Source organism: Streptomyces sp. NPDC058653 (assembly GCF_042716895.1).
Classification (GTDB): Bacteria; Actinomycetota; Actinomycetes; order Streptomycetales; family Streptomycetaceae; genus Streptomyces.
This window is the reverse complement of sequence record NZ_JBHXRM010000031.1, coordinates 64,457-84,868: the sequence shown is the minus strand read 5'-3', so window position 1 is coordinate 84,868 and position 20,412 is coordinate 64,457. Positions and strand designations below refer to the sequence as shown.

The window sequence follows — 20,412 nt, the reverse complement described above, 5'->3', positions numbered from 1 at the left end:
GCCCGGACTTCGCGAAGGAAGCGACAATGAGCAAAGCAGAACGGCCCGGGCTTCCTGACGGAGTCCACGAGGTCGACATCGAGCACCTCTACAGCCGCTTCGCCGACCGCGGGCTCCAGTACGGTCCGGCCTTCCGCGGTCTGCGTGCGGTCTGGTCGCACGGCGAGGAGGTCTACGCCGACTCCGCGCTCGACGCCACGGCCGGCACCGGCGACTACCTCCTGCACCCGGCCCTGCTGGACACCGCGCTGCAGGCGGCGCTGGTGCCGGGCATCGACAGCGAGGACAGGACGTTCCTGCCGTTCGCGCTGCGCGGGATACGCGTGCACAAGACCGGCGCCCGCGCCGTGCGCATCCACACCGTGCCCGGTGAGGACGGCTTCTCCCTGGCGCTCACCGGCGAGGACGGCGAGTCGATCGCCACCATCGGCACCGTCGTGAGCCGGCCCGTCACCGCCGACCAGCTCGACGCCGCCGCGCAGCGCACCCAACTGCTGCGCGTCGTCTGGAAGTCCGTCGTGCAGCAGTCGGACACCGCCGAGCAGCAGCACTGGGGATTCCTCGGAACCGACCGCATCGGTCTCACCGGCGCGCTCAAGGCCACCCGCCGCTCGTTCGACTCCTACCCCACCCTGCGCGAGCTCGACGCGACACTCCGCAAGGGCACGTCCGTGCCGGACGTGGTCGTCGTCTCCTGCACCGACGAGGACTCGCCGGTGCGCTCGGCCGCCCAGCGCGCCCTCATGCTCGTCCAGGAGTTCCTGGACGACGCCCGCCTCGCCAAGTCCCGGCTCGTCCTGGTCAGCAGCGGAGCGGTGGCCGCCCGCGCCGAGGAGGACCTCTCCGACGTCTCCGGCGCCGCCGTCTGGGGACTGCTCCGCAGCGCCCAGTCCGAACACCCCGGCCGCTTCGTCCTCGTCGACGTCGACGACCCCGGCAACTCCGGCCGCGCCCTCGCCACCGCCGTGGCCTCCGGTGAACCCCAGCTCGCCGTACGGGGCGGCGCCCTGCTCCGGCCGCGCCTCGTCCGCACCCCTCCGCCGCCGCGGCGCAAGAGCCTCGCCGGCACCGTCGTGATCACCGGCGGCACCGGAGAGCTGGGCCGTCTCTTCGCCCGGCACCTGGTCACCCGCTACGACGTACGGCATCTCGTCCTGCTCAGCCGGCGCGGTCCCGACTCGCCCGGCGCCAAGGAACTGGACGCCGAACTCACCGCGCTCGGCGCCCGTGTCGATGTCGTCGCCTGCGACGTCACCGACCGCCCGTCGCTGGAGAGCGCCCTCGCGGACATCCCCGCCCCGTCCGCCGTCATCCACACCGCCGGTGTGCTCTCCGACGGCGCGATCGGCACCCTCACCCCGCGCGGACTCGACAAGGTCCTGCGCCCCAAGGTCGACGCGGCGCTCCATCTGCACGACCTGATCCAGGACCCCGACACCGCGTTCGTGATGTTCTCGTCCGTCGCGGGACTCGTCGGCAACGCGGGACAGGGCAACTACGCCGCCGCCAACGCCGTCCTCGACGCCCTCGCCCACCACCGCGTCAGCCGCGGACTGCGGGGCCTCTCCCTCGCTTGGGGCCTGTGGGAGAGCGAGAGCGGCATGGGCTCGGAGCTGTCCGCCGCCGACCACAACCGCATCAAGCGCTCCGGCTTCGCCCCCCTGGGGCACGAGCAGGGCCTGGCCCTCTTCGACGCGGCACTCGCCGGCGACGAGGCGGTCCTCTCTCCCGTACGGCTGAACGAGGCAGGCCTCACCGGGGAGATCCCGCCCGTGCTCGCCGAGCTGGCACCCGCCCGCTCCGGCAAGCCCGCCGTGACCGACACCCTGGTCAGCCGGCTCGCCGACCTGCCGGAGGCCGAACGCGACGCCGCCGCCCTGGAGTTCGTCCGCTCGGTGTCCGCCGGAGTCCTCGGCTACGAGAGCGGCGACGAAATCGACCCCGAGCGTGAGTTCAGCGCCGCCGGGCTCGACTCCATCGGCAACCTCGAACTCAGCCGCCACCTGGCGGCCGCCACCGGACTGCGGCTCCCGGCGACCCTCGTCTTCGACCATCCGACTCCCGCAGGTCTGGCCTCACACCTGCGGCGACTTCTCCAGGAGAGCAACTCATGAGAACTGTTGTCGTCGGCGGTGGCGTCATCGGTCTGGCCACCGCCTGGCGGGCCGCCCGCGAAGGCGTCTCCGTCACGGTGATCGACCCGGCCCCGGGCAGCAAGGCGTCCCACGCCTCGGCGGGTCTCCTCCCCGCGATCAACGAGCAGCTGTACGACCAGGAGGACCTCCTCCGTCTCTGCCTGACCTCGCGTGAGCTGTACCCGTCCTTCATCGAGGAGCTGGAGGAGTTCGCCCCGGCCGGCTTCCGGCGCGACGGTGTCCTCGACGCCGCCTTCGACGAGCTGGGCCTGCCCATGCTCGACCGCCAGCTGGCCTTCCAGGAGTCGATCGGTGTCCGCACCGAACGGCTGACGCCCGAGGAGTGCGCCAAGCTCCAGCCCGCCTTCGCCCCCGTCGTCGGCGGTCTGCTGTCGCCGGACGACGGTGCCATCGACCCGCGCGTCCTCGACGCCGCGCTGATCACGGCCATCGAGGCGCTGGGCGGCAGCGTCGTACAGAGGGCCGCCACCCACGTCGAGGACCACACCGTCGTCCTCGACAACGGCGACAAGGTGCCCTTCGACCGTCTGGTCCTGGCCGCCGGCTGCTGGACGCACCAGATCAAGGGGCTGCCCGAGGGCGCGATCCCGGAGATCCGTCCCGTCAAGGGCCAGATCCTCCGGCTGCGCTCCGACGTGCCGCTGCTCAACGTGACGGCCCGTGCCATCTCCCAGGGCAAGTCCCTCTACCTGGCGCCCCGTCTCGACGGGGAGCTCGTCGTCGGCGCCACCTACGAGGACCGCGGCTACGACGAGACCGTCACCGCCGAGGGGACCGGCAGCCTGCTGCGCCGTGTCGCCGAGGTCATCCCCGAGGCCGGCTCCCTGCGCTTCGCCGAGATCACCGCGGGTCTGCGCCCGGCCTCGCCCGACGACCTCCCCGTCATCGGACCGACCACGGTCCCGGACGTGTACCTGGCCACCGGTCACTTCCGGATGGGAGTCCAGCTGGCCCCGGTCACGGCCGTGGCCATGGCTGCCTACCTCACCGACATGGCCCCGCACGCCGCGACGGCGCCGTTCACCCCGCTCCGCTTCTCCTGACCGGTCGCACCTGACCGGTCCCACGAGTCCCCCTTCCCGCCGGCGCTGGCGGGGAGGGGGACTTCGTGCGTCGCCCGAGAGCGTCGTACCAGGGCCGTCCACTGCCTCCCGGCCGGGGGAGTGGACGGCCCTCGCCGTTCCCGGCGCCGACGGGGACACCGCGCGCTCCCCAAGACGCCCGACCAAGGCCCCTGAGCGCGCGCCCAGCGGCCCGTGACATAGCCCGGCCCCCTGGGGGCACCCGGCCTCCGGCGGAGGCCCGCGGAGACGGCCCTGTCCCCGAGCACCCAAGGACGCGGAACACCGACGGCGGGCCCCGCACACCGGCGAACACGGAACATGGACGAACACGGAATACCGGCGACCACCGAAGAACGCGCAACGCCGACGGCCGGGGTCAGGAGACCCCCACCAGGGCGCTCAGCGTGCCGGTCGCGTTCTCGGTCCAGGACTGGTCCTCCTCCGAGCGGGACCTGATGGTGAGCGTACGGCCGGCCGACGCGTCCTCGGGCCCGACGATGACCTGGAGAAGCGCCGCGGACTGGGACCCGAAGGTGACGGGCGCGTGCAGGACCAGTTCCGCGATCTCGTCGAGACCCACCGTCTGCGCGGCGTGGAGCGAGAGCTCCACGAACGCCGTGCCCGGGAGGATGACCGTCCCCATGACCGTGTGGTCGCTCAGCCACGGGTGGTCGGCCAGCGTCACCCGACCAGTGAACAGGTTGGTTCCGTCCGGGAGTTCGGTGGTCGTGGCCAGCAGCGGGTGCGTGGCGGACTCCAGGCCGAGACCGGCCGCGGTGCCGACGGGGTCGCCGACCTCCAGCCAGTGGCGACGGCGCTGGAAGGCGTACGTGGGAAGTTCGACGCTCCGGCCGCCGCGTCGGGCGAGGAACCCTTCCCAGTCGACCGCGGCACCGGCCACATGGGCCTGGACAAGACCGTCGAGCAGCGTGTTCGGCTCGGCGAGCTTGGCCCGGAGCAGCGGTACGGCGGTGGCCCCCGGCAGCGCCTCACGGGTGAGCGCGGTGAGGACGGCGTCGGGGCCGATCTCGATGAACGTGCTCACGCCCTGCTCCTGGAGGGTGTTGAGGCCGTCCAGGAAGCGGGTGGTGTTACGGGCGTGATCGGTCCAGTGGCCCGCGTTGGTGATGTCGGAGCCGGCGAGCTTGCCGGTGACGGTGGAGACGAGCGGGATACGCGGCACGTGGTAGGTGAGCGACTCGGCGACCGCCCGGAACTCGCCCAGCATCGGGTCCATGTGGTGCGAGTGGAAGGCGTGGCTGACGGCGAGACGGCGGGTGCGTCGTCCCTGGCCGGTGAACTCCTCCCCGAGGGCCAGGACATCGGCCTCGTCGCCGGAGACGACCACGGCCCGGGGGCCGTTGACGGCGGCGATCCCGACACGCTCGCTGAGGTGCGGGAGCACCTCCTCCTCGGTCGCCTCGACGGCCATCATGATGCCGTCGGCGGGCAGGGCCTGCATGAGCGGGCCGCGGGCCGCGACGAGCCGGCAGGCGTCGTCGAGCGTGAGGATCCCCGCCGTGTGGGCCGCCGCGATCTCGCCGATCGAGTGGCCGATGAGATGCGAGGGGGAGACCCCGAACTCCTCGACCACCAGCCGGGTGAGGGCCACCTGGAGGGCGAACATCGCGGGCTGCGTGTAGCGGGTCTGGTTGAGCAGGTCCGGGTCGTCGCCGAAGACGACGTCCTTGACGGGCAGTTCCGCCCGCAGGTGCTCGTCCAGGGTGGCGCACACCTCGTCGAACGCGTCCCGGAAGACCTGGTGCGTGTCGTACAGCTCACGGCCCATGCCCGGGTGCTGCGCGCCCTGACCGGTGAAGAGGAGGGCCACCTTCTTGGAGCGGGACTGCCCGTGGAGGAAGGCCGTGCCCGGGTCCTGGGTGAGCGCCCGGAGCTGGCCGACGAGTTCGTCGTGGGTGGCCCCGATCGCGACCGCCTGGTGGTCGAAGGTGGTGCGCGCGGTCACCAGCGAGTACGCGACGTCGGCCGGCCGGAGTTCGGTGTTCGCGGTCACGTGGTCGAGAAGGCGCTGGGCCTGGTCCCGTACGGCCTGCTGGCTCTTGCCCGAGAGGATCCACGGGACGGTGCCGGCCGGCTGTGCCGACTCCGGTGCCGGCACCGGGTGGGTGGGAGTGGGCGCCTCTTCCAGGATCAGGTGGGCGTTGGTGCCGCTGATACCGAAGGAGGAGACGGCCGAACGGCGCGGGTGGTCGGTCTCCGGCCAGGCCCGGGCCTCGGTCAGGAGCTGGACGTTGCCCGACTCCCAGTCGATGTTCGGGCTGGGCTCGTCGACGTGGAGCGTCCGGGGGAGCGTGCCGTGGCGCATGGCCTGGATCATTTTGATGACACCACCGACACCGGCGGCGGCCTGCGCGTGTCCGATGTTCGACTTGAACGAGCCGAGCCACAGCGGCTCTTCACGGTTCTGGCCGTAGGTGGAGAGCAGGGCCTGCGCCTCGATGGGGTCACCGAGCGGCGTTCCGGTGCCGTGTCCCTCGACCGCGTCGACCTGGTCGGGCGTGAGTCCCGCACCGTCCAGGGCGGAGTTGATGACCCGCTGCTGGGCCGGTCCGTTGGGCGCGGTGAGGCCGTTGCTCGCGCCGTCCTGGTTGACCGCCGAGCCCCGGATGACCGCGAGCACCGTGTGCCCGTTGGCCTTCGCGTCCGACAGGCGCTCCAGCACGACCATGCCCGCGCCCTCGGCCCAGATGGTGCCGTCGGCCCCGGCCGCGTACGACTTGGCGCGGCTGTCGGGAGCGAGACCGCGCTGGCGGCTGAACTCCATGAACATGCCCGGGTTGGACATGATCGTGGCGCCACCGGCGAGGGCCATCGTGGACTCGCCGTTGCGCAGCGACTGGCAGGCCAGGTGCATCGCGACGAGCGAGGACGAGCAGGCCGTGTCCACCGTGAGGGCGGGGCCTTCAAGACCGAGCGTGTACGAGATGCGCCCGGAGGCGACACTCGCGGTCGTACCCGTCAGGAGGTAACCCTCGACCGGCTCGCCACCGTGGTGGGTGAGCGAGACGTACTCCCCGGCCGCGACACCGGCGAAGACGCCGACCGGCTCGCCGCGCAGGGTGTCGGGGCGGATGCCCGCGCTCTCGAACGCCTCCCAGGCGGTCTCCAGCAGCAGCCGCTGCTGGGGGTCGAGCGCGAGGGCCTCGCGGGGGCTGATCCCGAAGAACTCGGGGTCGAAGCGGTCGGCCTCGTAGAGGAAGCCGCCCTCACTCGCGTAGGACTTACCGCGTACGTCCGGGTCGTCGTCGAAGAGGTTCTCGATGTCCCAGCCGCGGTTGTCGGGGAAGGCGCCCACCGCGTCGCGCTCCTCCGCGACCAGCTTCCACAGCTCCTCGGGCGTGTTGGCACCGCCCGGGAAGCGGCAGCCCATACCCACGATCACGATCGGGTCGGCCGCCTCGCTCCGCGAGGAGGCGCTGCGGGTGGTCCGGCGGGCCACCTTGGCGCCCGCCTCCGCCTGCCCGCTGCCCGCCAGCTGGTTCCGGATGTAGCCGGCCAGCACCGTCGGGGTGGGGTAGTCGAAGAGCAGCGTGGACGGGAGTCGCATCCCGGACGCCTTGTTGAGCGAGTTGCGCAGCTCCACCGAGCTGAGCGAGTCGAAGCCCAGCTCCTTGAACGAGTGCGCGGGGTCGATGGCGTTCGATGAGGTGTGTCCGAGGACGGTCGCCACGTGGTTGCGCAGGAACTCCAGGATGATCTGGTCCTGCTCGGCCTCCGGGCGGCCCGCGATGGCCTGCCCGAGGGCGCCGACCTCCGCTCCCGCGCCGCCCGACTGGGCGGCGCTGCGCAGCGGCGTACGGACCAGTCCGCGGAAGACCGGCGCCACCGGGACCGTCGCGGCCCGGGCACGGAGCCCGGCGAGGTCCAGCTTGGCCGGGACCACCACGGTCCGCTCCGCATCGAGGGCGGCGTCGAAGTGGCCGAGGGCCTGGTCGGCGGGCATCGGCAGCAGCCCGCCGCGGTTCATCCGGGCCTGGTCCTGCTCGTCGAGCGTGTCGGCCATGCCGCTCTCCCACAGGCCCCAGGCGAGGGACTTCGCGGGCAGTCCGGCGGCGTGGCGGAGCTCGGCGAGTTCGTCGAGGAAGACGTTCGCCGCGGCGTAGTTGGCCTGTCCCGGAGAGCCCAGGACGCCGACCACCGAGGAGAACATGACGAACGCGCTCAGCTCCATGTCGCGGGTCAGCTCGTGGAGGTTCCACGCGCCGTCCACCTTCGGGCGGAGCACCCCGTCGAACCGCTCCGGAGTCAGCGCCGTGACGATGCCGTCGTCGAGGGTGCCGGCGCAGTGGACCACCGCGCCGAGCGGGTGCTCCTCGGGCAGGCTCGCCAGCAGGGCCTCCAGCGACTCGCGGTCGGCGGTGTCGCAGGCCGCGATGGTGACCTCGGCGCCGAGTTCGGCGAGCTCCTCGGTGAGGGTGCTGCCCGCCGTACGGCCGCGCCGGCTGGTCAGCAGGAGCTTCTTCACCCCGTGCTCGGTGACCAGGTGACGGGCGAGGAGCGTGCCCAGCGCGCCGGTGCCGCCGGTGATGAGGACCGTCTTGTCCGGGTCGAACGGCGCCGTCGCGGAGGACTCGGTGGCGCCTGCGCCGACACGGGCGAGGCGAGGGGCGAGAAGTCGCCCGTCACGCACGGCCAGTTGGGGTTCGCCGGTCGCCAGGGCGGCCGAGAGGGCCCGCAGGGACGAGTCCGAGCCGTCGAGGTCGATCAGCGTGAACCGGTCGGGGTGTTCGGTCTGCGCGGTGCGGATCAGTCCCCACACCGCCGCTCCGGCCAGGTCGGACTCGCCGCCGGCGCCCATGGACATGGCGCCCCTGGTGAGGACCACCAGCCGGGAGTCCGGCCGGTCGTCGGCGAGGATCGCCTGGACGAGGCCGAGTACGCGGTGCGTGAAGGCGCGGGCGGTCTCCGCCGGGTCGGCGCCGGGCTCGGAGACGCACCAGGTGAAGACCACGTCGGGCCTGGTGGTGTCGTCCCCCTCCGTCGTCGGGAGGGTGATGGCGTCGGGCGCCACCTCGACCGCGGCGCCGAGAGGCGAGAGCGCCGCCGTGACCTGGGCGTTGCCCGGGCCGGCCACCAGGGCCCACTTGGCGCCGGAGCTCTGCGTCTTGTCCTCGACCGCCTGGACGTCGGTCCAGTCGACCTTGTACAGCTCTCCGGCGTCGGCCGCGCGGGTGGCGGCGAGCTGGTCGGCGCCGACCGTCCGCATCGCGAGGGAGTCGATCGCCATGACCGGTGTGCCGGTCTGGTCGGAGATGACCAGGGAGGCGGTGTCCGGAGTGGTCCAGGTGTGCCGGATGCGCAGGGAGCTGGCTCCCTTCGCGTGGAGGGAGACACCCGCCCAGGAGAACGGCACCCGGATCGAGTCCTCGGCCTCCGTCTCACCCATGATCAGCGCGGCCGGCTGGAGCGCCGAGTCGAGCAGACCGGGGTGGATGCCGTAGTCGCCCGGATCCGAGCCGGCCGGTAGGGAGACCTCCGCGTACGTCGTGTTCCCGTCCTGCCAGGCCTTCTTGAGCCCGCGGAACAGCGGACCGTAGCCGAAGCCGCCGTCCGTGACCCGGCGGTAGAACTCCTCCACGTCCATGGTGTCCGAGATGTCCGGAGGCCAGACCTCGTTCCTGAGCGATTCGGCGCCCTCGGGAATCTCCCGGCGTTCGGCTCCGAGCGCACCCGTGGCGTGGAGGGTCCAGTCGGTCTCGACCGGAACGTCCTCGGGCCGCGAGTAGAACGCGAAGGCCCGGCTCCCGGAGCTGTCGGCCGGCTCGATGAGAAGCCTCAGCTGGAGGGCGGCGCGCTCCGGGACGGCGAGGAACACATGGTGGGTGAGCTCCTCGATGTGCTCGCACTCCACATGACGTGCTGCGTGGAGGAGGAGGTCGACGAAGGCGACACCCGGGACGATCATCGTCCCGAAGATGATGTGCTCGGCCACCCAGTCCGGGTCGTTCCCGGAGACGCGGCCGGTGAACAAGTGCCCGCCACCGTCCGGGAGTTCGGCCAGGGTGGTCAGCACCGGGTGAGTGGTCGCCGTCAGACCCAGACCGTCGGCGCCCGAACTGGGCTTCGCCGGCTCCAGCCAGTAGGGCTGGCGCTGGAAGGGGTACGTCGGCAGGCCCAGGGCCGGGACGGACGTCTCGCCGATCAACGGCGTCCAGCGGACCTGCGTGCCGTTGGCCTGCGCGGTGGCGAGGGCGGTGAGGAAGCTCTGGTTCTCACTCCGGTCGCGGTGCAGGGTGGCGACGTGGATGGCGTCGACGTCGTCGGGCACGCTGTCCTGCGCCATGGAGGTGAGGACGGGGTCGGGGCCGAGCTCGATGTAGTGGCGGATGCCGAGCCGGTCCAGCGTGGTGATGGCGTCGGCGAAGCGGACCGCTTCCCTGACGTGCTGGACCCAGTACTGCGGAGTGGTGATGTAGTGGTCCGCGAGCTCCCCGGTGAGGGCGGAGACGATCGGGATCGTCGGGGTGTGGTAGATCAGCTCACCGGCGAGGAGTTCGAACTCGTCCAGCATGGGGTCCATGTGGGGCGAGTGGAACGCGTGGGAGACGGTCAGCCGCTTGGTCTTGACGCCGGTCTCGGCGAGGGTGTCCGCGATCCGGGTGGCCGCTTCTTCGTCGCCGGAGATGACGATCGACTGGGGGCCGTTGACGGCGGCGATGGTGACCTTGTCCTCGTGGCCTTCGAGGAGCGGGACGATCTGCTCCTCGGTGGTCCGGAGCGAGATCATGACGCCGCCGGCGGGCAGGGCCTGCATCAGTGAGCCGCGGGCCGCGACGAGGCGGCAGGCGTCGTCCAGGGAGAAGATGCCGGCGACGTGCGCGGCGGCGATCTCACCGATCGAGTGGCCCGCCAGATACTGCGGCGTGACGCCGAACGACTCGACCAGGCGGTAGAGCGAGGTCTCGATCGCGAAGAGCGCGGGCTGGGTGTACCGGGTCTGGTTCAGCAGCTCCGGGTCGTCCGCGAAGACGATGTCCTTGATGGCCACGTCCGCGTTCAGGTGGCGGTCGAGGGTCGCGCAGACCTCGTCGAAAGCGTCGCGGAAGACCGGGTGGGTCTCGTACAGCTCCCGGCCCATGCCGGGCCGCTGCGCACCCTGCCCCGTGAAGAGGAACGCCGTCTTGCCGGGGTGCGGCGTGCCACGGACCAGCGCGGGGGACGGCTCACCGAGGGTGAGGGCGCCCAGCGCGCGGTCGAACGCCTCGTGCTCGTTGCCGAACACCACGGCCCGGTAGTGGAACTGGGCCCGGGTGGTGGCGAGCGCGTGAGCGACGCGGGCCGGCCGTGCCTCGGGGTTGAGTTCGAGGTACGTACGCAGCTGCTGCGCCTGGTCGCGCAGGGCCTGCTCCGTCTTGGCGGAGAGGAACCACGGGATGAGGGCGGCCTGCGGGGCGTCCTGCTCCTCGTCGTTCTCGACCGGCTCCGGTGCGACGGGGGCCTGTTCGAGGATGACGTGGGCGTTGGTGCCGCTGATGCCGAAGGAGGAGACGGCCGAGCGGCGCGGGTGGTCGGTCTCGGGCCAGTCGCGTGCCTCGGTGAGGAGCTTGACGTTGCCGGAGGTCCAGTCGATGTGCGGGCTGGGCTCGTCGACGTGGAGCGTCTGCGGCAGTGTGCCGTGGCGCATCGCCTGGATCATCTTGATGACACCGCCGATACCGGCGGCGGCCTGGGCGTGGCCGATGTTCGACTTGAACGAGCCGAGCCAGAGCGGCTCCTCGCGGTTCTGGCCGTACGTCGCCAGCAGCGCCTGCGCCTCGATCGGGTCACCCAGCGGGGTGCCGGTGCCGTGCGCCTCGACCGCGTCGACCTCACCGGCGGTGAGTCCGGCGCCCGCCAGGGCCGCCTTGATGACCCGCTGCTGGGAGGGACCGTTCGGGGCCGTGAGGCCGTTGCTCGCGCCGTCCTGGTTGACCGCCGAGCCCCGGATGACCGCGAGGACCGTGTGTCCGTTGGCCTTCGCGTCCGACAGGCGCTCCAGGAGCACCATGCCCGCGCCCTCGGCCCAGATCGTGCCGTCCGCCGAACCGGCGAACGACTTGCACCGGCCGTCGGGCGCCAGACCGCGCTGGCGGCTGAACTCCAGGAACATGCCCGGGTTGGCCATGACCGTCGCGCCACCGGCGAGGGCCATCGTGGACTCGCCGTTGCGCAGCGACTGGCAGGCCAGGTGCATCGCGACGAGCGAGGACGAGCAGGCCGTGTCGACCGTGACCGCCGGACCTTCAAGGCCCAGCGTGTAGGCGACGCGCCCGGAGGCGACACTCGCCGTCGTACCCGTCAGCAGGAAGCCGTCGACAGGTTCGGTGCCCTTGTGGACGAGGGAGCCGTACTCCTGGGTGACGACGCCGGCGAAGACGCCGACGGGCTTGCCGCGCAGGCCGTCGGGGCGGATACCCGCGTTCTCGAACGTCTCCCACGTCGTTTCGAGCAGGAGGCGCTGCTGCGGGTCGAGCGCCAGGGCCTCGCGGGGGCTGATCCCGAAGAACTCGGCGTCGAAGCGGTCGGCGTCGTAGAGGAAGCCGCCGGTGCGGGCGTAGGTCTTCCCGCGTACGTCCGGGTCGGAGTCGAACAGATCCTCCAGGTCCCAGCCGCGGTTGGAGGGGAAGGAGCCGATGGCGTCCACCCCCTCGGTGACCAGCCGCCACAGTTCGTCCGGTGTGGTGGCGCCTCCGGGGTAGCGGCAGCCCATACCGATCACGGCGATCGGGTCGTCGTCGTCCCGCGCGGCCACCGTGGTGAGGGTGGTGTCCACGATGTCCTGCGGGGCGTCGTCGTCGTCGACGAGCTCGTCCCTGAGGTGGGTGATCAGCGCGTCGGGCGTCGGGTGGTCGAAGAGCATCGTGGACGGCAGGTGCAGCCCCATCGACTCACCGAGCACCATGAGGAGTTCGATACCGGCGAGCGAGTCGAAGCCGAGGTCCTTGAAGGAGGTCTCGGGGTCGATGGCGAGCGGCGAGCTGTGCCCGAGGACCGCCGCGACGTGCTTGCGCAGGACCTCCAGGAGGAGTTCGCGCTGCTCGTCCTCGGACAGTCCGGCGAGCCGGCCGCGCAGCGAGGACTCGTCGACGGCCTCGCCGCCGCGCTCGGCGGGCGCCGGCTGGGCGGGGAGCAGTTCGGTGAGCAGCGGCGACAGCATCGAGGCGCGCTGCGTACGCGCGCCGGACACGTCGACCCCGGCGGGCACGAGCACCGCACGCGCGGTCGCGAGTGCCGAGTCGAAGAGCCCGAGCGCCCGCTCGGTGGGCATCGGCGCCAGTCCGCCGCGGTTCATACGGGCCCGGTCCTGCTCGTCCAGCGTGTCGGCCATGCCGGCCTCCCACAGGCCCCAGGCGAGGGACGTGGCGGGGAGCCCGGCCGTACGGCGGTGCTCGGCGAGCTGGTCGAGGAAGGCGTTGGCGGCCGCGTAGTTGGCCTGTCCGGGAGAGCCCAGGACACCGACCACCGAGGAGAAGAGGACGAAGGCGTCCAGGTCCATGTCGCGGGTCAGCTCGTGCAGGTTCCACGCGCCGTCCACCTTCGGGCGGAGCACCGCGTCCAGCCGGTCCGGGGTGAGCTCCGTGACCACACCGTCGTCCAGGACACCGGCGCAGTGGACCACCGCGCCGAGCGGATGCTCCTGCGGGAGACCCGCGAGCAGCGCCTCCAGCGACTGCCGGTCGGCGGCGTCGCAGGCCGCGACGGTGATCTCGGCGCCGAGTTCGGCCAGCTCCGCGCTGAGGGTGGCGTCCGCCGCACGGCCGCTCCGGCTGGTCAGCAGCAGCTTCCTGACGCCGTGCCGGGTGACGAGGTGGCGGGCGAGGAGGGAGCCGAGGGCGCCGGTGCCGCCGGTGATGAGCACGGTGCGGCGCGCGTCGAAGGTCGCGGGGATCGCGCCGGGGGTCAGCCGGGCCAGGCGCGGCACGAAGAACCGTCCCTCGCGCACGGCCAGTTGGCGCTCCCCGGTGGAGAGGGCGGCCACGATCGCGTCGTCGGACGCCCGCGAGCCGTCGATGTCGAGGAGCGTGAACCGGTCCGGGTTCTCGGACTGGGAGGACCGGATCAGTCCCCAGACCGCAGCTCCGGCCAGGTCCACCGGCGCGTCTCCGGTTCCGGTGGACGTCGCGTTCTCGGTGAGGACCACCAGACGCGAGTCCGGCGCCCCGTCGGCCAGCACCGTCTGGAGCAGGTGCAGGGCGTCGCGCGTCAGGGTGTGCGCCGACTCGACCGGGTCCGCGCCGCCGGTGGCGAAGCGGGCGACGATCGTCGAGGGACGAGCCCCGCCGGCCCGCAGCGAGGCGCGCAGCGCCTCGGCGTCCGGGTACGACTCGGCCGAGGAGCCGAGCGCCACGAGCGCGGCGGCCACCCGCGCGTCACTGGTGTCTCCCACCACGGCCCAGCCGGCGCCGTCGGGGCGGGTGGCGGGACGCGGCGGTGCGGGGACCGCACGCCAGGCGACCTCGTGGAGGGCGCCGTCTCGGTCGGGCCTGGCCGCTTCGAGCTGCTCGGAGGCGACCCCGCGCATGGCGAGGGAGTCCACGGTCAGGACGGGCGCGCCGGACGGGTCGGTCACCGTCAGGGCGATGGTCTCCGGCGTCGAGCGCACGAGCCGGACCCGCAGGGCGCGGGCACCGTTCGCGTGCAGGGCCACCCCGCTCCAGGAGAACGGCACCAGAAGCGTGCCGTCGGCGCGGGTCGAGGCCAGCGCGATCGGGTGGAGCGCGGAGTCGAGCAGACCCGGGTGAACACCGTAGGAGCCCGGGGCGGTCCCCGAGGGCAGGGCCACCTCCGCGTACAGCGTGTCGCCGTCCTCCCAGGCGGCGTTCAGCCCCTGGAAGACCCCGTTGTAACCGAAGCCGGCCTCCGCGATCCGACGGTAGAAGCCGTCGGTGTCCAGAGGCGCGGCGGAGGCCGGGGGCCAGGCCGCGTCGGCCGGTGCGAGGGCCGGCGGTACGGCGCCGGCCGCGCCGAGCGCACCGGTGGCGTGGCAGGTCCAGTCGGCGCCCAGCGGGGCGTCCTCGGACCGGGAGTGGACGGCGAAGGACCGGCGCCCGGAGTCGTCGGCCGGCCGGACGACGACCCTCAGCTGGAGGGCGCCGTGCTCCGGCAGGGCCAGGAAGACATGGTGGGTGAGCTCCTCGATACGGGGGCGCCCCACCAGGGCCGCGGCGTGCAGCAGCATGTCGACGAAGGCCACACCCGGCATGACCGGGGTGCCGAACACCGCGTGGTCCGCCGCCCAGGAGGGAGCGGAGGCGTTCACCCGGCCGGTCAGCAGGAGCCCGCCCGGGTCGGGAAGCTCGGCGGCGGTCGTCAGCACCGGGTGCCCGGTGGCGGTCAGCCCCGCGGAGCTCACGTCCCCTTCCACGGCGGCCGCCGTGAGCCAGTAGCGCTGGCGCTGGAAGGGGTACGTGGGCAGGTCGGGGTGGCTCTGCGGGATCGGGAGGTGGCTGGTGAGGTCCGCCTGGGCGCCGGCCGTGTGCGCGGTGGCGAGGGCGGTGAGAAGCGTGGTCGCCTCGGCGTGGCCCTTGCGGAGCACGGCCGTGGGGCTGCCCTTGCCGCGGGACTTGGTGAGGGTCTCGTTGACGAGGGTGGTGAGGACGGGGTCGGGGCCGAGCTCGATGTAGTGGCGGGTACCGAGGCCGTCGAGCGTGGTGACGGCGTCGGCGAACCGCACGGCGTCCCGCACGTGCTGGACCCAGTAGCCCGGGGTGGTGATCCGGTGATCGGCCGGTTCGCCGGTGACGGCGGAGACGATCGGGATCATCGGCGTGTGGTACGTCAGATCCGCCGCCGTGCGCTCGAACTCGTCCAGCATGGGGTCCATGTGGGGCGAGTGGAACGCGTGGGAGACGGTCAGCCGCTTGGTCTTGACGCCGGTCTCGGCGAGGGTGTCGGCGATCCGGGTGGCCGCTTCCTCGTCGCCGGAGATGACGATCGACTGGGGGCCGTTGACGGCGGCGATGGTGACCTTGTCCTCGTGGCCTTCGAGGAGCGGGACGATCTGCTCCTCGGTGGTCCGGAGCGAGATCATGACGCCGCCGGCGGGCAGGGCCTGCATCAGTGAGCCGCGGGCCGCGACGAGGCGGGAGGCGTCGTCCAGCGTGAAGATGCCGGCGACGTGCGCGGCGGCGATCTCACCGATCGAGTGGCCCGCCAGATACTGCGGCGTGACGCCGAACGACTCGACGAGCCGGTAGAGCGAGGTCTCGATCGCGAAGAGCGCGGGCTGGGTGTACCGGGTCTGGTTCAGCAGCTCCGGGTCGTCCGCGAAGACGACGTCCTTGACCGTGGCCTCGGCGTTCAGGTGGCGGTCGAGAGTCGCGCAGACCTCGTCGAACGTGTCACGGAAGACCGGGTAGGTCTCGTACAGCTCCCGGCCCATGCCGGGCCGCTGCGCACCCTGCCCCGTGAACAGGAAGGCCGTGGTGCCCTCCCGTGCCGTTCCGGTGACGACCGCGCGGGAGGACTCGTTGTCGCTCAGCGAGCGCAGACCCGCGAGGAGTTCCTCACGGTCCTGACCGATCACCACGGCACGGTGCTGGAAGCGCGTGCGGGTGGCCGTGAGCGCCTGGCCGATCCGCGCGGGGGACAGAGCGGGATCCGCCGTGACGTGGTCGAGCAGCTGCCGTGCCTGGTCGCGGAGGGACTGCTCCGTCTTGGCGGAGAGGAACCAGGGCACGAGGGCCGCCTCGGGGGCGTCCTGCTCCTGGTCGTCCTCGGCGGGCTCGGCCGCGACGGGCGCCTGCTCGATGATCAGGTGCGCGTTGGTGCCGCTGATGCCGAAGGAGGAGACGGCGGCCCGGCGGGGGCGGTCGGTCTCGGGCCAGTCGCGTGCCTCGGTGAGGAGCTTGACGTTGCCGGAGGTCCAGTCGATGTGCGGGCTGGGCTCGTCGACGTGGAGCGTCTGCGGCAGTGTGCCGTGGCGCATCGCCTGGATCATCTTGATGACACCGCCGATACCGGCGGCGGCCTGCGTGTGCCCGATGTTCGACTTCAGCGAGCCGAGCCAGAGCGGCTCCTCGCGGTTCTGGCCGTACGTCGCCAGCAGCGCCTGCGCCTCGATCGGGTCACCGAGAGGCGTTCCCGTGCCGTGCGCCTCGACCGCGTCGACCTCGGCGGGGGTCAGACCCGCGCCGGCCAGGGCCGCGTTGATGACGCGCTGCTGGGAGGGGCCGTTGGGAGCGGTGAGGCCGTTGCTCGCGCCGTCCTGGTTGACCGCCGAGCCGCGGACGACCGCGAGGACGGTGTGTCCGTTGGCCTTGGCGTCCGACAGACGCTCCATCAGGACCATGCCCGCGCCCTCGGCCCAGATGGTGCCGTCGGCGGCGCCCGCGAAGGACTTGCAGGTGCCGTCGGGGGCCAGACCGCGCTGCTGCCCGAACTCCACGAACATGCCGGGGGTCGCCATCACCGCGACACCGCCCGCCAGGGCCAGCGAGCAGTCACCGGCCCGCAGGGCCTGCGCCGCCTGGTGCATCGCGACGAGCGAGGACGAGCAGGCCGTGTCGACCGTGACCGCCGGGCCCTCCAGACCGAAGGTGTACGAGATACGCCCGGAGACGACGCTCGCGGTGTTGCCGGTGAGCAGATAGCCGCCCATCCCGTCGTCACCCTCGTGCAGCCGGGGGCCGTACTCCTGCGACATCGCACCGACGAACACACCGGTGCTGCTGCCCTGGAGACCGTCCGGGTCGATCCCGGCGCGCTCCAGGGCCTCCCAGGTGACCTGGAGGAGCACCCGCTGCTGCGGGTCCATCGCCGTGGCCTCGCGCGGGCTGATGCCGAAGAACTCGGTGTCGAACTCGGCGGCCTCGTCGAGGAACCCGCCGTGCCGTGTGTAGGTCTTGCCCCGCACCCCGGGCTCCGGGTCGTACAGGGCCTCCAGGTCCCAGCCACGGTCGGTGGGGAAGCCCGAGATCGCGTTCACGCCGTCATCGACGAGCCGCCACAGCTCGTCCGGCGTGCTCGCGCCGCCGGGGTAGCGGCAGGCCATGCCGACGATCACGATCGGGTCGTCGGCGTCCAGGACCGATCCCTGGCGCGACAGCGCGGACGCGGCGGACGACGTGTCGTCGCCCAGGGCCAGTTCGACCAGCCGCCGGGCCAGCCGGGACGGGCTCGGGTGGTCGAAGACGACGGTCTCCGGCAGCGTCAGCCCGGTGATGTCCACCAGGTTCTGACGGAGCTGGACCGCCATCGTGGAGTCCATGCCCAGCTCGCGGAAGGCCTGGCCGACCTCGACCGTGTCCGTGCTCAGATGGCCGAGCACGATCGCGGTACGCAGCCGGACCAGCTCCAGCGCCACACGGCCGCGCTCGTCCGCCGGCAGACCGGCGATCCGCCCCGCCCAGGACGACCCCGCGGCGGGGGTCTCCTCACGTACGGCTGCCGGGAGCCGGCCGGTGGAGCGGGTACCGGGCGCGAACGCGGTCGAGACCTCGGGCCAGTAGCTCTCACGCTGGAACGCGTACGTCGGCAGGTCCACCCGGACGGGCGACCGGCCGGCGAAGACGGCGGACCAGTCCACGGGCAGACCGCGGACGTGGAGCTCCGCCAGGGAGGTCAGCAGCTGCGGCCACGGGGTCTCGTTGCGGCGCAGCGAGTCCACGACGACCGCGTCCGGCAGCGTCGCGCGCAGTCCCACGGTGAGTACGGGGTGCGGGCTCGACTCGACGAACGTGCCGAACCCGTCCTCGGCCATGGCCCGGAGGGTCGCCTCGAAGAGGACGGGCCGGCGGAGGTTGGAGAACCAGTACTCGGCGTCGAGCCCGGCCGTGTCGAGGGCGCCCGCGGTGACCGTCGAGTAGAACGCGATGTCGCACGAGCGCGGCGTCACCCCGGCGAACTGCTCCAGGAGACGGTCCTTGATGGCGTCCATGTGCGGCGAGTGCGAGGCGAAGTCCACGGCGGAGACGGCCTTCGCGCGGATCCCGTCGCTCTCGCAGCGGGCCAGCAGCTCGGCGACACCCTCGGGGGTGCCGGCCACGACCGTGGTGGTGGGCCCGTTGACCACGGCGATGCTCAGCGCGTCGCCGAAGGGCTCGATGTACTCGGCGACCCGGTCGGCGGCCAGCGGCACCGAGGCCATCGCCCCGGTACCCGCCAGCGTCATGATGGTCTGGCTGCGCAGGGCCACGATCCTGGCGGCGTCCGCCAGGTCGAGCGCGCCCGCGATGTGCGCCGCGGCGATCTCGCCCTGCGAGTGGCCGATGACCGCGTCGGGCCGTACGCCCAGCGACTCCCACACCCGGGCGAGGGAGACCATCACCGCGAACAGCACGGGCTGGACGACGTCCGCGCGGTCCAGGGCGGTCGCGCCGGACTCGTCGGTGAGGGTGTCGAGCAGCGACCAGTCGACGTACGGGGCGAGGGCTTCGTGGCACGCCTCGATCGACGCGCGGAAGACCGCCGACGTGCGCATCAGCTCACGCGCCATGCCTTCCCACTGCGAGCCCTGCCCCGGGAAGACGAGGGCGATCTTCCCGTGCTCGCCGGTGACACCGGTGACGAGCCCCGGCATGTCGGCGCCGGTGCGCAGCGCCTCCAACTGGGCGTCGTGGTCGAGCCCGAGGGCGACTGCGCGGTGTTCGAAGTGGGTACGGGTGCCGGCCAGCGACCGGCCGATGTCGAACGCGTCGGCGTCCCCGGTCCGCCGCTCCAGCAGCCGCCCGGCCTGGGCGCGCAGAGCCGCCTCCGTACGCCCGGAGACCAGCCAGGGGGCCAGCGGCATCTCGGGCGCGTCGCTCTCCGGCGCGGCCTCGGGCACGGCCCGCCCGGGCGCCTCCGCGAGGACGACGTGGCAGTTCGTACCGCCGACGCCGAAGGAGCTGACGCCCGCGAGCAGCGGCGCGTCCGGCCAGGGGCCGGACGCGGTCTGGACACGCAGGTTGAGCGCCTCGGGGTCGATGCGCGGGTTCGGCGTCTCGTAGTTGAGGCTCGCCGGGATCTCCCGGTGCCGGATGCTCAGCGCCGTCTTGATGAGGCCGACGATGCCCGCCGCGCCTTCCAGGTGCCCGACGTTGGTCTTGGCGGAGCCGACGAGGACGGGCGAGCCTGCGGGGCGCGCGCTGCCGTACGTGGCGCCGATGCCCGCCGCCTCCAGCGGGTCGCCGGTCGGGGTGCCCGTGCCGTGGAGTTCGACGTAGCCGACCTCGGCCGGGTCCACGCCCGCGTCCTCGCAGGCCTGGCGCAGTACCGTCGCCTGCGCCTCCGCGCTGGGCACGGTGAGCCCGTCGGTGGAGCCGTCGTTGTTGACCGCGCTGCCGCGGATGACGCCGTACACCGTGTCGCCGTCGCGCACCGCGTCCGCGAGCCGCTTCAGTACGACGACGCCGCCGCCCTCACCGCGTACGTAGCCGTTGGCCCGCGCGTCGAAGGTGAAGCAGCGTCCGTCGGGGGACAGCCCGCCGAACATCCCGGCGACCTCGGCGCTCTCGGGCGCGAAGTTGAGGGCCACACCGCCGGCCAGCGCCAGGGTGGCCTCGCCCTTGCGCAGGCTCTCGACCGCCAGGTGCACCGCCACGAGGGACGACGACTGGGCCGAGTCGACCGCCATGCTGGGGCCGTTGAGGCCGAGCGCGTAGGAGACCCGGTTGGCGATGACGCCCCGGTTCAGACCCGGCAGCGAGTGCTGCGTGATCGCGCCGCCCCGGTGGGCCAGCGCCGCGTAGTCACCCGCGATCGCGCCGACGATGACGGCGGTCGCGGTGGACCGCAGCGTCTCCGGGACGATTCCCGCGTCCTCCAGCGCCTCCCAGGCCAGCTCGGCGAAGAGCCGCTGCTGCGGGTCGATCGCCACGGCCTCGCGCGGCGAGATCCCGAAGAACGCCGCGTCGAACTCGTCGACGCGGTCGAGGAACCCGCCGTGACGCAGAGCGGCGCGGTGCCGCTCCGGCGCGTCCGGCAGTACCTCGTCGGGGTCCCAGCGGTCCTGCGGTACTTCCCCGATCGCACTCCGGCCCGACCGCAGCAGCTCCCAGAAGGTGCTGGCGTCGGGTGCCTGGGGGAGGCGGCATGACATGCCGGTGATAGCGATTGCATCCGTACCGTGGACAAGATCACTCGACATGATGGCGAGTGCCTCCCTCATCGCGCGCGTGGAAAACGCCGGGCAGGCGTTCGTCTTGAGGGAACGATCATCATCTCCGCCGTTGGCCCCCAGCTACCCGTAGAGCCCCCTAGGACGGCACAGT

3 protein-coding genes are annotated in these 20,412 nt (G+C 72.5%); 2 read left to right on the top strand and 1 reads right to left on the bottom strand.

All coding sequences use genetic code 11. The features are described 5' to 3' along the window. The first annotated feature begins 26 nt into the window (after positions 1–26). Both ACFWU9_RS24725 and thiO read left to right on the top strand, forming a co-directional pair. Positions 27–2,114 (top strand): type I polyketide synthase, encoded by a 2,088-nt coding sequence (locus tag ACFWU9_RS24725; protein ID WP_384321926.1) that lies wholly within the window; start codon positions 27–29, stop codon positions 2,112–2,114. Continuing rightward, the gene (gene thiO, locus ACFWU9_RS24720) at positions 2,111–3,199 is read left to right on the top strand and encodes a glycine oxidase ThiO (RefSeq protein ID WP_384321924.1); all 1,089 of its coding nucleotides are present in this window, start codon (positions 2,111–2,113) and stop codon (positions 3,197–3,199) included. The genes ACFWU9_RS24725 and thiO overlap by 4 nt, the downstream gene beginning before the upstream one ends. Before the next feature lie 397 nt (positions 3,200–3,596). Here the strand turns inward: thiO and ACFWU9_RS24715 are convergent, their stop codons facing one another. After that, complete coding sequence (locus ACFWU9_RS24715) at positions 3,597–20,288, bottom strand: type I polyketide synthase (protein WP_384321922.1); 16,692 nt, start codon at positions 20,286–20,288, stop codon at positions 3,597–3,599. Positions 20,289–20,412: the final 124 nt, after the last annotated feature.